Genomic DNA, 13,457 nt, shown 5'->3' on the forward strand with positions numbered 1-13,457 from the left:
CCTCCCTATGGATCTTAGATGTGCGCCTTGGGCTAAATGTCCGTCTGGTTGCTGACCCGGCGGTGGACGGTGTAGGCCTTGCCAAGATCGGGACTGAGCGCCAGCCCAAGCCCAGGCCCCGGCGGCACGGTGATCATGCCGTCTTTCACCTCGGGCAGCGCCGTCACCAAGTCGCGGTACCAGGTGCGGTAGAAGGCGCGCACGCTTTCCTGGACGAGCGCGTTGGGCGCGTTGAGCGACAAATGGGTGGACGCTGCGAGCACGACCGGACCGGTGCAGTCGTGCGGCGCCACCGGCAGCCGCCAAGCCTCGGCCATCGAAGCGATCTTGCGGGCCTCCGACAGGCCGCCGCACCAGGAGATGTCGAGCATGACGATCCCGGCCGCTCCGGTCTCCAGAAGGTCGCGGAAAGCCCAGCGGCTGCCCAGCGTCTCCGAGGCCGAGATCGGCGCCGGACTGGCGGCGGCGTAGCGCTTCAGGTCGCCGAGACTGTCCATGCGGATCGGGTCCTCGTGCCAATAGGTGGCGTAGGGCCTGAGCGCCTCGGCGATCCTCATCGCCGGCAGGAGCTGCCACATCGAATGGAACTCGACCATGATGTCGATCTTGTCGCCGACGGCTTTGCGAATCTTTTCAAAAGGCTCGAGCGCCGCCTTCAAGTCGGCCGCCGATATGTCGTTGCCGCGCGTCTTCTCCGCCGCGTGATCGAACGGCCAGATCTTCATGGCGGTGATGCCGTCGGCGAGCAATTCCTCGGCCAGCTCGCCGGCGCGGGTGAGGAAGGCGTTGAGATCGTCGTAATCGCGCCCGGCGCCGATGCCGTAATTGGCCGTCGTCTGGCCCTTGGCGTCCTTGATGTACTCGGTGCCGGCGCAGGTGTTGTAAGTGCGGATCGAGCGACGGCTGAAACCGCCGAGCAGCTGCGCGACCGGCTGGCCGGTGGCCTTGCCGAAAATGTCCCACAGCGCGATGTCGAAGGCGGAGTTGCCGCGCACCTCGGCGCCGCTGGAGCGGAAGCCGAGATAGCCGACGAGATCGGCGGCCAAGAGATCGATCTCCAGCGGATCGCGGCCGATCACCCTGGGCGCCACATATTCGTGCAGATATTCCTCGACGGTGCGCGATAGATAGAACGTCTCGCCGAGTCCGGTGATGCCCTCGTCGGTATGAACCTCGACCCAGAGCAGGTTGGGCCGTTCCTCGATGCGCACGGTCTCGATGGCGCGGATCTTCATCAGGCTATCCCCGCGTCGATGAGCGCCTTGACGCTCTTGTCGAAATGCTCGGCCATATGCTCGGCCGCAAGCCGCGGATCGCCCTTGAGGATGGCGTCGGCGATGTCCTCATGGCCCTTGATCATCTTGAGCTGGTCCTCGTCGGAGGAACGGGTTCGCCAGCCAATGACCCAGGTGCGCCGCGTCACGCCGCTGAAGGCGGTGACGATCAGCGAAAAGACCGGATTGTGCGAGGCCGCCGCGATCGCCTCGTGGAAGGCGATGTCATGCTCCATGACGGTCTCGGGGCTCTTGCAACTCTCGCGCATCAGCCGGGCCGACTGGGCGATCGCCGCGGCTTCCGCGTTGGTGCGGCGCAGCGCGGCCAGCGCCACCGTGCGCATCTCGATGGTGCGCCTGACGTCATAGACCTGCTGCACGCTGATCTGCTGGGTGGTGATGCCATGCTCGATCACCATCGACATGGCGCCGGTGTCGAGCTTGGCGACGGTGGCGCGGCGCCCGGCGCTCATGTCGATCAGCCGCATCGCCGACAGCGAGCGGAAGGCCTCGCGCACGACCGTGCGGGAAACGTTGAGCTGGCGCGTCATGGCGGCCTCGCTGGGCAGCGGATCGCCGGGCGCCAGGCCTTCCGAGCGGATGTGCTGGGTAATCGCCTGAATCGCCGTGCTGACCAGGCCAGGACTCGGTTCATCCGGCGGGTCCGTCTGCTCTTGCATGCGTTTCCTCAACACCTGTATGACAGGTTGATGTTGAATTGCTCATATTTCGGCTTAAAGATATATGTCAAGCTGATTTTCTGACACCCTGCCCCGAGGCGCCCCATGCACGAGACGCAAGCCGGCCTGATCTTCGATGCGCGCGACGTGGTCGGCGAAAGCCTGGTGTGGGACGAGCGCCGCGAAAGGCTGGTTTGGGTCGACATCATCGGCCGCAGGATCCATCGGCTGGATCCGCTGAGCGGCGCGCATGAAAGCTGGCAGACGCCCGATCTCGTGACCTCGGTCGGCCTGCGCAACGACGGCGGCGCGATCGTCGGGTTGCGCAAGGAGATCGCGCTATGGGACTTCGATGGGCCGTTCCGGGCGCTCGCGACGATCGAGGCCGACAGGCCCGGAACGCGGCTCAACGAGGGCGTGGTGGCGCCGGACGGTTCGTTCTGGATCGGAACGATGGCCAACAACATCGGCCCGGACGACGCGCCGGTCCGCATCGCCAGCGATGAAGGTCGGCTCTACCGGGTCGGCCCGGACGGCAAAGCGACGCCGCTCAGCGAAGACCGGTTCGGCATCACCAACACGATGGTGTGGCTGCCCGACGGACGCTTCGTCACCGCCGACACGACGAAGAACGCGCTCTACAGCTATGACTGGGACAAGGAGGCGGGACGGCTCGGCCGGGCGCTCCCCTTCTTCACCGGCTTCGAGCGCGGCCTGCCGGACGGCTCCTGCCTTGACGCAGAGGGCTATATCTGGAACTGCCGGGTGGTTGGCGGAAGCTGCCTCGCTCGCATCGCGCCCGACGGCAGGTTGGACCGGATCGCCGAATTGCCCTGCAGTTGGCCGACGAGCTGCGCCTTCGGCGGCCCCGGCCTTGACACGCTGTTCGTCACCTCGGCGCGCTTCACCATGAGCGCCGAGCATCTCGACGCCAACCCCTTCGAAGGCGGCCTGTTCGCGCTCAGGCCCGGCGTGCGCGGCGTGCAAGGCAACCGGTTCGGATAATCTCCCCATCGAGAGATCGGCAGCAGCGATCAAAAAACTTCACCATCGATGTCGGACTGGCCAATCACCGTTCGTCATAGGAGCATAGACCGGCAATCAACAGGAGAAACGAAATGCCCAGCACTGTCCGCCTGCACCGCGTGCTTTCCACCAAACCTGAAAAAGTCTATCGCGCTTTCATCGAGGCGGACGCGCTGGCGAAATGGCTGCCGCCGAACGGCTTCACCTGCACGGTGCATCACTTGGATGCAAAGGCCGGTGGCAACTTCAAAATGTCGTTCCGCAACTTCACCACGGGCGAAAGCCATGCCTTCGGCGGCGACTATGTCGAGCTCGTGCCGGGTGAGCTCGTGCGCTACACCGACAAGTTCGACGATCCCAACCTGCCCGGCGAGATGCAGGTGACGGTGAAGTTGAAGAAAGTCTCGGTCGGCACGGAGATGGAGATCACCCAGGCCGGCATTCCGGACGCCATCCCCGCCGAGGCCTGCTATCTCGGCTGGCAGGAGTCGCTCAAGAACCTGGCAAGGCTCGTCGAGCCCGAGATCAATCAGTAAAGATCGATCGCAGGGTCTATGCAGCCGGCCGCGACGGAGCGGCCGGCACGCGGCCCGATTTCCAATCCGCGACGTTACGCGTTTCCCCCGCTTGCCAGAATGGCTGCGCTGGGCTGGATTGAGCAAAGCCGAGCTCGAATGCCGAACAGACAGGCAGAAGGGGGGCACGATGGAGCCGATTCCAGCCGGATCGTCACCGGCTGACGACAAGGTCGAGCATTACGAGCTCGGCCTTTGCCTGTCGGGCGGCGGCTATCGCGCCATGCTGTTCCATGCCGGCGTGCTCTGCCGGCTGAACGAGGCCGGCCTGCTTCAGAAAATCGACATGGTCAGTTCGGTCTCGGGCCGCTCGATCGCCGCCGGGCTGCTTGCGGTTCTCTGCCCGCGCCTCAGCTTTGCCAACGGCGTTGCCACGAATTTCCGCGAGCTTTACGTCGAAAAAATCCTCGCTTTCTCGCAGGTCTTCCTTGACGCGCCGTCGATCCTCAAGGGCGTGCTCAACCCGTTTTCGAGCGCGGCGCGCGAAGTCGCCGCCTGCTACGAGCGCCATCTGTTCGACGGCAAGGTGCCGACGCTGAAGAGCCTGACCCGGCGTCCGTGGTTCGTGTTCTGCTCGAGCAATCTCAGCACCGGCTCGCTGTTTCGCATGTCCAACCGCTACATTGCCGATTACCGGATCGGCATGGCCAAGCATGCGGACTTGCCGGTCGCGACCGCGGTCGCGGCGTCGTCCGCCTTCCCGCCGTTTCTGTCGCCGCTCAGGCTCGACCTCACGCAATTCGCGTGGGAGAACGACAAGCTCGACGCGAGCGTCGGCCCGCCGGTCCCGGCCGGCCGCGCCGTGCTCACCGATGGCGGCGTCTACGACAATCACGGCATCGAGCCGGCGCTGAAGCGCTGCCGCTGGCTGTTGGTCAGCGACGCCGGCGCGCCCTGGCGGGCGTCGAGCTCCGGTTACTGGAACTGGTTCTCGCAGTTGAAGCGCGTGCTCGACACCACCGACAACCAGGTGCGCTCGCTCAGGCGGCGCGACCTCATCGCCCGCTTCCAGGCGGCGAAGGATGCCGACGACCAGGGCCTGCCCAATGACGCGACCCGGCCCGATTATGCCGCCACCCGCGGCGTCTACTGGTCGATCGCCAGCAAGCCTGACGCCGCCGAGCCGAGCTTCGTGCAAAGCGCGGCAATCGCGCCTGCCGATATCGGCACGTCGCTTCATTTCCTGGGAAGCGAGGAGACGATCGATCTCGTCAACTGGGGCTATTGCGCCAGCGACCAGGCGCTGCGGAGCTGGTACCGGCCGGCGGTGCCGGCTGGAAAGGGCGTGCCACTGAAGGCGGGCGACGTAAAGCCCGGACGCTGTGCGGTGGTGTCAAAGGCGCTGATGAGCGGTTTCAACGTGTGAGCATGGCGTTCGGACTCCGCGTCCGCTTTCGCCAATCGCCATCGTGGCGCAGTCCAAACCGGTTCGTGCCCTGCACCGCCGCGTGCTAACAGAGGCGCTTTCAACAAGGATGGACAGCGACATGGCAGGAGAAAAAGTAGCTCTGGTGACGGCGGGGGGCAGCGGCATGGGCGCGGCGGCGGCGAAGCGGCTGGCCGCCGACGGCTTCAAGGTCGGCGTGCTCTCCTCCTCCGGTAAGGGCGAGGCGCTGGGCAACGAACTCGGCGGTTTCGGCGTCACCGGCTCCAACCAGTCGAACGAGGATCTGAAGCGGCTGACCGACGGCGCGCTGGAACGCTGGGGCCGCATCGACGTGCTGGTCAACAGCGCCGGCCACGGGCCGCGCGCGCAGATCATCGAGATCAGCGACGAGGACTGGCACAAGGGCATCGACACCTATTTCCTTAACGTCGTGCGCCCGACCCGCCTGGTGACGCCGGTGATGCAGAAGCAGAAGGCGGGCGTCATCATCAACATCTCGACCGCCTGGGCGTTCGAGCCGAGCGTCGCCTTCCCGACCTCGGCGGTGGCGCGCGCCGGGCTCGCCGCCTTCACCAAGATCTTTGCCGACACCTATGCGGCCGATAACATCCGCATCAACAACGTGCTGCCGGGCTGGATCGACAGCCTGCCCGGCGTAGAGGAACGCCGCCAGAGCGTGCCGATGAAGCGCTACGGCACATCCGAGGAAGTGGCGGCAACGATCTCCTTCCTCGCTTCCGACGGCGCGGCCTATATCACCGGCGAGAACATCCGCGTCGATGGTGGATTGATGCGGGGGTACTGAGGCTCGTTTTCGGCAGGCGGGTCGTTTCGCCGGCAATGCGTGGCCGGCGAACGCCCTCCGATGGCAGGAGGGAGCCGGCGCAAAGGTTTCGTATCCACTGCTCTACCGGTCCATGCTCGGGAACGCAGCCCTGTCCGGTTGGCTCTCGACCGTTGCGATGGCGCTGTCGGCGCTCGGGCCTTGCGGCAGGCTGGTTTTTCCAGCCCGGTCGATAGCGGACTGACGCGGCTGCGGCTGACCGCTGGACAATGGCCGCCGCCTCCCGCACCCTTAAGACTGCAAGGGAGACACGAATGAGCGCTTCACTCAGGCTGGGCATTGTCGGCGGCGCCGGCTGGCTGGGCGGCGCGATCGCGGGTGCCGCGCTTTCGACCGGCGTGGTGCGGGCGGAGAACCTCGCCCTCTCATATCGGAGCACGAAGCCGGATCGCTTTCCAGGCGTCTTTTGGAGCGACGACAACCAGGCGCTCGCCGACCGCTCGGACGTCATCATGCTTTCCGTGCGGCCGCAGGACTGGCCGTCGCTCGAGCTGGATGCCAAGGGCAAGCTGGTGATTTCGGTTATGGCGGGCATCCGGATTGCCGAGATCGGCGAGAAGCACGGCACCGGCCGCGTGGTGCGCACGCTGCCCAACGCGGCTGCCGAGGTCGGCAAATCCTACACGCCGTGGATCGCGAGCGGCGACGCCACCAAATTGGACCGCGCGACCGTGCGCGCGATCTTCGGAGCCTGCGGCGTTGAGGATGAGGTCGGCAGCGAGCGCGACATCGACTATCTCACCGGGCTGACGGGCTCTGGCCCCGCCTTCCCTGCCCTGCTCGCCGAGGCGATGATGCGCGACGCCGTGGCCTTCGGCCTCAAGCCGGAGGTCGCGCGCCGCGCGGTCAACACCGTGCTCACCGGAACCGGCCGGCTGCTGGAGCTCAACGACGCTTCACCGGCCGATACGGTCGAGGCCTTTCTCGGCTATCGCGGCACGACAGCGGCCGCGATCGAGACGATGCGCGAAGCAGGCTTCGACCAGGCCGTTGCCAAGGGACTGGCGGCCGCGTTCCTGAAGTCGATCGCGATGGGCAAGGCGTGAGCCGACGACGCCGCCCTTTGAGCGCGGAATGCATCAGGCGAGCATCCGCCGGATCGGGCCCCGCCGCTCAGGTGAGTCGTGCCGCCTACGCGAACTCCTCGCGCCGCGATGCTTAATTTTTGATAAAAGAAATTAGTAATATTGTGTAAAACTGAGTGAGCCCTCGCGTGCAAATTGTATTAGGGCATTCTCACTCTCTTTTCTTGCGAATAATTGATCGCTGAACGGCAAATTTTCTCTGTACTATTACACAATTCCTTGGAACGATACCCGGAACTACAAGTTGACCCGCTAGCGATCGGTTGAGTTCGCATCGCCGATTCAAGCAAGCCGTGTATTGCGAGGAGGGTTGTCCGATGAGCAGCTTCGTCAATGCCGTAGGCGTTCCTCTCCCCTATAGCGGCTCGTCCAACCATTGGTACTCGGCGGCGGGGTCCGGACCGGACTTGTGGGGCACCTCCGGAAACGACACTTTCTATGGAGCTTCCGGCGTCAATGTCACCATGCACGGCGGCTACGGCGATGACATCTATTATCTCTATGCCGCGGGCAACAAGGTGGCCGAGGGCTATGGGGCAGGCATCGACACCATCAGCACATGGATGAGCTACACGCTTCCCGACAATGTCGAGAACCTGATCGTCACCAATGCCAAGAACTACGCTTTCGGAAACGACCTGGACAACATCATCACCGCCAAGGCCGGCCACCAGACGCTGGACGGCGGCAAGGGCAATGATGTGCTGATCGATGGTGGCGGCGGTTTCGACACTTTCATCATCGCGAAAGGCAACGGAAGCGACCTGATCGCCAATTTTGCCGCGACTGACAGCGTCCGTCTCGATGGCTATGGGTTCACTTCCTTCGACGCCATCCACTCGAACATGATCCAAGCGGGACCGAACGTCATCTTGAACCTCGGATCCGGCGAGATCCTCATGTTCAAGGACACGACCATCGACAAGCTGCAGCCTAGCCAATTCCAGCTGCCGATCGACAAGTCCGACATGACGCTGTCTTTCAGCGACGACTTCAACGCGCTGAACCTGCACAACAGCCAAGGCGGCACGTGGGATACCAACTTCTGGTGGGGCGCGCCGAACGGCAGCACGCTCGCCACCAACAACGAGCTGCAATGGTATATCGACGCCAATTACGCGCCGACGAGCTCGGTCCACCCGTTCAGCGTGAACAACGGCGTGCTCACCATCACCGCGGCGCAAGCGCCGGCGGACATCAAGCCGCTGATCAACAATTACGAATACACGTCCGGCATCCTGACCACGCACGACAGCTTCTCGCAGACATACGGCTATTTCGAAATGCGCGCCGACCTGCCGGAGAACGCCGGCGCCTGGCCGGCCTTCTGGCTGCTGCCGGAAGATGGCTCGTGGCCGCCTGAGCTGGACGTCGTCGAAAGATACGGCCAGACCCCGAACTCGCTTCTGATGACCGCGCATACGATGGAAACGGGGACGCACACCATGGTCGGGTCCACGGTGAATGTGATGGATACTGCCGGTTTCCACACCTATGGCCTGCTGTGGACGCCGGACAAGCTTGTCTGGACCTATGACGGCGTGCAGGTCGCGGAAGCGGCGACGCCCTCGGACATGGACAAGCCCATGTACATGCTGGTCAATCTTGCGATCGGCGGCCAGGCCGGCGCGCCGCCGGATCATCTTGCCACACCGGCTGAGATGAAGATCGACTACATCCGCGCCTATACGCTGGACGCTGTGGAGGCTAACCCCCTGGTCGCCACCAGCAGCACCACCAGCACCGCCACTGCAACGCACAGCACTGCCACGCACAGCTTCGGCAGCAGCACGCTGCATCACGGTTCCGAGTTTGGGGGCCACGCTTAGGGTTTTCAGGCGATCGGTTCGATGTCCCGGGATCATGCAGCGGCGGCCGATATGACTGCACCGTCGAGCCTGCGGGCGGTGTTCCTGCGCGCCGTCGGCGATGTGGGACTCTTCTCGCTGCTGATCAATGTCCTGCTTCTGGTGATCCCGCTTTATTTGCTGCAGGTCTATGACCGCGTGCTGCCCTCCTCCAGCGTCGAGACGCTGGTCTATCTGTCGGCGATTGCGGTTCTTGCGCTCGCTTTCCTCGGACTGCTGGACGCGATCCGCGCCGTCTACACGCAGCGCGTCGCGGCCGCCGTCGACAGGAAGCTCGGGGCAAGGACATTCGCCCTCTCGCTGGCGCCCAAATATGCCGGCGGCCTGTCGCCGCTGCGTGATCTGGCCTCGGTCTGCGCCTTCGTCCGGTCGCGCGGCGTGGCGGTGCTGTTCGACCTGCCCTTTGCGCCCGTCTTCCTCGCTTTGCTCTATCTGATCCATCCGGTGCTGTTCTGGGTGACAGTCGCCGGCGCGGTGCTTCTGCTCGTCCTTGTCGTCGCGAACCAGCTCGCCATCGGCCGGAACGATGCCATGTCCGCGGAACGCTCGGCGTTGGCGAGCCATGCGGAACAGGTCTTTGCCCGCAATGCCGAAACGCTGCGCGCCATGGGCATGGTCGAGAACGCCGCTCGGGTCTGGGGGCGGCATGTCGGGGCAGCGCTCACGCTTTACGACCGTTCCTCGAGCGCCAATGCGATCTTCAGCGGCGCCTCGCGGGCGCTGCGCATGATGCTGCAGCTGGCCATCCTCGGCGCCGGCGCCTGGCTGGTGCTCGAGGGGCAGATGACGGCGGGCATGATCTTCGCCTCCTCGCTGGTGTCGTCGCGCGCGCTGCAGCCGCTCGACCAGCTGATCGGCGCCTGGCGGCAGATCGTCGAGGCAAAGCGGGCCTGGAAGCGGCTGGAGACGGCGCTTGCTGCGCACCCGGCCGAGAAGCGGAAACTGGCGCTCCCCGATCCCTTAGGCGCGATTTCGGTGCAGGACGTTTTCTTCATGGCACCGAACGCGCAGCCCGGCACCGAACCTATCCTCAAGCGGCTGAATTTCCAGATCGGCGCCGGCGAAGCGGTGGCGATCGTCGGGCCGAGCGGCGCCGGCAAATCGACGCTGGCGCGGCTGCTTGTCGGTGCCGCGCAGCCGACCGGGGGCGCAGTGAGGATCGACGGCGCCGACCTCAGGACCTGGGACGAAAAACAGCTGGGGCGACAGATCGGCTACCTGGCGCAGGAGGTGGAGCTCTTTCCCGGCACGATCGGCGACAATGTCGCCCGCTTCGACGCGCAGGCCGAGGACGCCGCGATCGTCGAGGCCGCCAGGCGCGCCCAGGCGCATGAGTTGATCCTGGCGCAGCGCGACGGCTACCAGACGATGATCGGCCCTTCCGACAGGACGCTCTCGGGCGGCGAGCGGCAGAGGATCGGGTTGGCGCGCGCCTTCTACGGCAACCCGCGGATTCTCGTGCTCGACGAGCCCAGTTCCCATCTCGACGGCAGCGGCGAGGCGGCGCTCGAAGCGCTGCTGGCCGCCGCGCGGGCGGCGGGCATCACGATCCTCGTGATCACGCATCGCCCGTCCATCGCCACCGCCTGCGACCGCGTGATGGTTCTGCGCGGTGGTGTGATCGAGGCCTTCGGCCCGAGCGTCGAGGTGCTGCGGCGGTCCACGGTCGATAGAGGCGCCGGCAACGCCCCGGCCGCCCAGCAGGGCACGGTGGTGACCGGATCATTCGCGCCGACGATCCGCACGCACGGCATCCGCTTCGGATCCTAGACGATGACCATCGAGAGCCTTGCCTGGGATGGACAGCCGCGCACCGACTTCCGACGCGTGGCCTTCATAGGGTATGCGGCAATCGCGATCTTTGCGGGCGGCTTCGGCTATTGGGCGGTAAGCGCGCCGCTGTCCGGCGCGGTGATCACGCAGGGCACGATCTCGGCGACGGGCGGCAACATCCTCATCCAGCAGCCCGAGGGCGGCATCATCCAGCAGTTGCTGGTCCGCGAGGGCGACCGGGTGCAGCAGGGCCAGGACCTCATCCTGCTCGACCGGACGGCGGCGCAAGCCGAGCTCAACCGTCTGACCAGGCAGTCGATCGCGCTCCAGGCGAGCATGGCGCGGCTGGAGGCGGAGCGCGACGGGCTGGACAGGCTCGCGCCGATCACCGAGGCAGCGCCGGCGCCGTTCCAGCAGGATTTCCAAAACCTCATCCGCGAGCAGCAGAAGGAGTTCGACGCCAGGCTCGCCCGGTTCCGGTCGGAGCAATCGATCATGGCGCAGCGGGTCGCCATGCATCGCGAGTCGGTCGTGGGCTTGAACGCCCAGAAGCTCGCCATCCAGCAGCAGGCCGATGTCGTGAAGAAGGAGCTCGGCATCAAGACAGGCCTGCTCGACAAGGGCCTCACCAACCGCACCGAATATTCGCAGTTGCTGCGCTCGGAAGCCGATCTGGTCGGCCAGGCCGGCGCGCTGGAGGCCAATCTTGCCGGGGCCAACAGCCAGATCGTCGAGGCGCAGGTGCAGGTCGAGCGGCTGACCACGCAGCGCGTGGAGGAAGCGCTGACCAAGCTCGACGAGGTGCGCACCAACCTCGCCGACATCGAGGAGCAGATCAGGGCAGCCGAAGCGGTGCTTCAGCGCACGACGATCAAGGCGCCGGCGGCGGGCATCGTGGTGTCCTCCACCTATAATTCGAAAGGCAGCGTGATCGCGCCCGGCGAAAAGATCATGGAGATCCTGCCCACCGCATCGGGCCTCAACGTCGATGCCAAGCTGCGGCCGAAAGACGTCGATCAGGTGCGCGTCGGCCAGCCGGCGAAGCTCAGGCTGTCGGCGCTCAACACGCGGCTGACGCCAGAGGTATCGGCGACCGTGACGCAGATCTCGGCCGACCGGCTGATCGACCAGGCTACCCACGAACCCTATTTCCGCGCCAAGCTGAAGATCGCCGACGCGCTCCCGCCCGGCGTCAAGCCGGAGCAACTCTATCCGGGAACGCCGGTCGAAGCCTTCATCAACACCGGCGACCGGACCTTCTTCGAGTATCTGGCGCGGCCGATGGTGGATTCGTTCGCCCGCGCGTTTGCGGAGAGGTGAGCGGGCGCTCCGCCCGACGCGCCCGTCCGTCGGGGAGTTGCGTGCCTACGCGGGAACATAAGTCAACTTGATCGCTTCCTCCCCGATCAAATCACTGGCCACGAGCCGGAGCCGCGGCCGGGGGCCGGCGAAGAATGGCTTTCCGTGACCAAGCAGGACGGGATGGATGTAGAGACGATACTCATCGATAAGCCCGAGGTCGGTCAGGCTTCGCGCCAGGTCTGGTCCGGAAACGGCGATCTCTCCAGCGAGCCGAGCCTTCAGGTCACGTATCACCTCCGCCAGGCCGCCTTCGACAAGCGTGGCGTTGGGGCCAACCGACAGCAACGTGCTCGACACGATCCACTTCGGCTGGCTCCGCCACGCCGTCGCGAATTCGCGGAGCTCAGGGGTCCACTCGGAACGGTCCTCGTCCCAGTAGCGCATGACCTCGTACATGCGACGGCCGTACACACTGCCCGCCAGGCCGCGCACTTGCTCTATCCAGTGACGAAACAGCGCGGGATCGGGCGCAAATGCCTCGTGGTCGACATAGCCGTCCAGTGACTGATTCATTCCGAAGACGAGTTTCGCCATGCTAATTCGATCCCAGCCTTCTTTCAGGATACCAGTGAATCGCGCCGCTGCGTGATCTGTGACGGCCTTGTCGCGCTCCTGGCCAGCACGACGGTTTCAAACGGCGATCTGAAGCGCCCCGTAGCGTTTGACTTCGGCTTCGATCTCCCTGACCAAAGTCTCCAGCGCGGGATTTCGGGAGTTGCGCGCGCGCCTGATCACATAGGCCAGGTCCGGCGGTTTGAGGAAGTGTTTGTCGACGATCTCCATGCCGGGTTGCAGGTGCCGCTGGCTCAAGATCGCGACGCCGAGCCCGGAGGTCACGCCGGCGATGATACCGGCTGCGCTGGAGCATTCGAACACGGTCTCGAACACCGTTCCCTCGTCCTGCCCAAGATCGAGGCCCCAACGCCGATAGAAGCAGTTCTCGTCGAAGGACAGGAACGGGACCGGCTTTTCCTTCGACAGGACCAGATCCGGCGACTTCACCCAGTGCAGCGTCTCGCGGTAGAGGACGATGTCGGCGGGGCGAACCTCGTGCTGGAACAGCTGGACGATCGCGGCGTCAAGGACCCCCTGGCTGAGCTGCTCCCGCAAGACGAGGCTCATGCGCACTTGCGTACGGACGCTCACCTCGGGATGAAGCCTACGGAACCGGCCAAGAATGCGTGAGAGATCCGTGCAGGTCGTATCCTCGGTCATTCCCAGCGCGATCTTGCCTTGCAGCGTGCTTTTCGAGAGGCTCAGTACCGCCTCGTCATGAATACCCAGGATGCGCCGCGCATAACCCAGGAGATCGTGCCCGGCCGTGGTGAACAGCGGCGCGTTTGGCTTCCGGCTGAGGATTTCGCAGTCGAGGTTCGCTTCCAGACGCCTCATCTTGTGGCTGACGGCCGATTGCGACAAGCCAAGAACTTCGGCCGCACGGGTGACACCGCCGTGTTTCTCGATCGCGACCAGCGCCCGCAGGGCATCGACATCCAGGCGACGGCTCATAATTCCGGCCATGACAATCCTCGCTCGCAATGAAAGCACCGCGCCAAACCTTTGGCACAGAGCGGGTTTTCGGG

The 13,457-nt window shown here is 65.0% G+C and carries 12 protein-coding genes; 8 read left to right on the forward strand and 4 right to left on the reverse strand.

Annotation, left to right across the window (positions count from 1 at the left end; genetic code table 11):
• Positions 1 to 32: 32 nt before the first annotated feature.
• Both CK221_RS19445 and CK221_RS19450 read right to left on the reverse strand, forming a co-directional pair.
• Positions 33 to 1,235 carry a mandelate racemase/muconate lactonizing enzyme family protein gene (locus CK221_RS19445; RefSeq protein WP_095778885.1) on the reverse strand — a complete coding sequence of 401 codons (1,203 nt, stop codon included), beginning with the start codon at positions 1,233 to 1,235 and terminating at the stop codon, positions 33 to 35.
• Positions 1,235 to 1,954 carry a FadR/GntR family transcriptional regulator gene (locus tag CK221_RS19450; protein ID WP_095778886.1) on the reverse strand — a complete coding sequence of 240 codons (720 nt, stop codon included), beginning with the start codon at positions 1,952 to 1,954 and terminating at the stop codon, positions 1,235 to 1,237. The genes CK221_RS19445 and CK221_RS19450 overlap by 1 nt, the downstream gene beginning before the upstream one ends.
• Before the next feature lie 105 nt (positions 1,955 to 2,059).
• Here CK221_RS19450 and CK221_RS19455 point away from each other — a divergent pair, with 105 nt between their 5' ends.
• The 8 genes from CK221_RS19455 to CK221_RS19490 all read left to right on the forward strand — a co-directional run bounded on the left by CK221_RS19455 (position 2,060) and on the right by CK221_RS19490 (position 11,832).
• Positions 2,060 to 2,959: an SMP-30/gluconolactonase/LRE family protein gene (locus CK221_RS19455; RefSeq protein WP_095778887.1), complete on the forward strand. Its 900-nt coding sequence runs from the start codon at positions 2,060 to 2,062 to the stop codon at positions 2,957 to 2,959.
• A 113-nt stretch (positions 2,960 to 3,072) separates the two neighbouring features.
• Positions 3,073 to 3,516, forward strand: coding sequence for an SRPBCC family protein (locus tag CK221_RS19460; RefSeq protein ID WP_066993153.1), 444 nt, complete (start codon positions 3,073 to 3,075; stop codon positions 3,514 to 3,516).
• Between the two features lie 169 nt (positions 3,517 to 3,685).
• Complete coding sequence (locus CK221_RS19465; RefSeq protein WP_095778888.1) at positions 3,686 to 4,921, forward strand: patatin-like phospholipase family protein; 1,236 nt, start codon at positions 3,686 to 3,688, stop codon at positions 4,919 to 4,921.
• A gap of 121 nt (positions 4,922 to 5,042) precedes the next feature.
• The gene (locus tag CK221_RS19470) at positions 5,043 to 5,747 is read left to right on the forward strand and encodes an SDR family oxidoreductase (protein WP_067322013.1); all 705 of its coding nucleotides are present in this window, start codon (positions 5,043 to 5,045) and stop codon (positions 5,745 to 5,747) included.
• 293 nt (positions 5,748 to 6,040) lie between these two features.
• Positions 6,041 to 6,832: a pyrroline-5-carboxylate reductase dimerization domain-containing protein gene (locus tag CK221_RS19475; protein ID WP_095778889.1), complete on the forward strand. Its 792-nt coding sequence runs from the start codon at positions 6,041 to 6,043 to the stop codon at positions 6,830 to 6,832.
• A gap of 356 nt (positions 6,833 to 7,188) precedes the next feature.
• Positions 7,189 to 8,700 carry a family 16 glycosylhydrolase gene (locus CK221_RS19480; RefSeq protein WP_095778890.1) on the forward strand — a complete coding sequence of 504 codons (1,512 nt, stop codon included), beginning with the start codon at positions 7,189 to 7,191 and terminating at the stop codon, positions 8,698 to 8,700.
• A gap of 51 nt (positions 8,701 to 8,751) precedes the next feature.
• Positions 8,752 to 10,509 (forward strand): type I secretion system permease/ATPase, encoded by a 1,758-nt coding sequence (locus CK221_RS19485; RefSeq protein WP_095778891.1) that lies wholly within the window; start codon positions 8,752 to 8,754, stop codon positions 10,507 to 10,509.
• Positions 10,510 to 10,512: 3 nt separating this feature from the next.
• A complete protein-coding gene (locus CK221_RS19490) occupies positions 10,513 to 11,832 on the forward strand; it encodes an HlyD family type I secretion periplasmic adaptor subunit (RefSeq protein WP_095778892.1) in 1,320 nt (439 codons plus the stop codon).
• A gap of 45 nt (positions 11,833 to 11,877) precedes the next feature.
• On the opposite strand, the gene CK221_RS19495 is transcribed toward CK221_RS19490, so the two are convergent.
• Positions 11,878 to 12,408, reverse strand: coding sequence for a dihydrofolate reductase family protein (locus tag CK221_RS19495; protein ID WP_095778893.1), 531 nt, complete (start codon positions 12,406 to 12,408; stop codon positions 11,878 to 11,880).
• A 96-nt stretch (positions 12,409 to 12,504) separates the two neighbouring features.
• Positions 12,505 to 13,395 (reverse strand): LysR family transcriptional regulator, encoded by an 891-nt coding sequence (locus CK221_RS19500; protein ID WP_095778894.1) that lies wholly within the window; start codon positions 13,393 to 13,395, stop codon positions 12,505 to 12,507.
• Positions 13,396 to 13,457: the final 62 nt, after the last annotated feature.

This window comes from Mesorhizobium sp. WSM3868 (assembly GCF_002294785.1).
GTDB lineage: Bacteria > Pseudomonadota > Alphaproteobacteria > Rhizobiales > Rhizobiaceae > Mesorhizobium.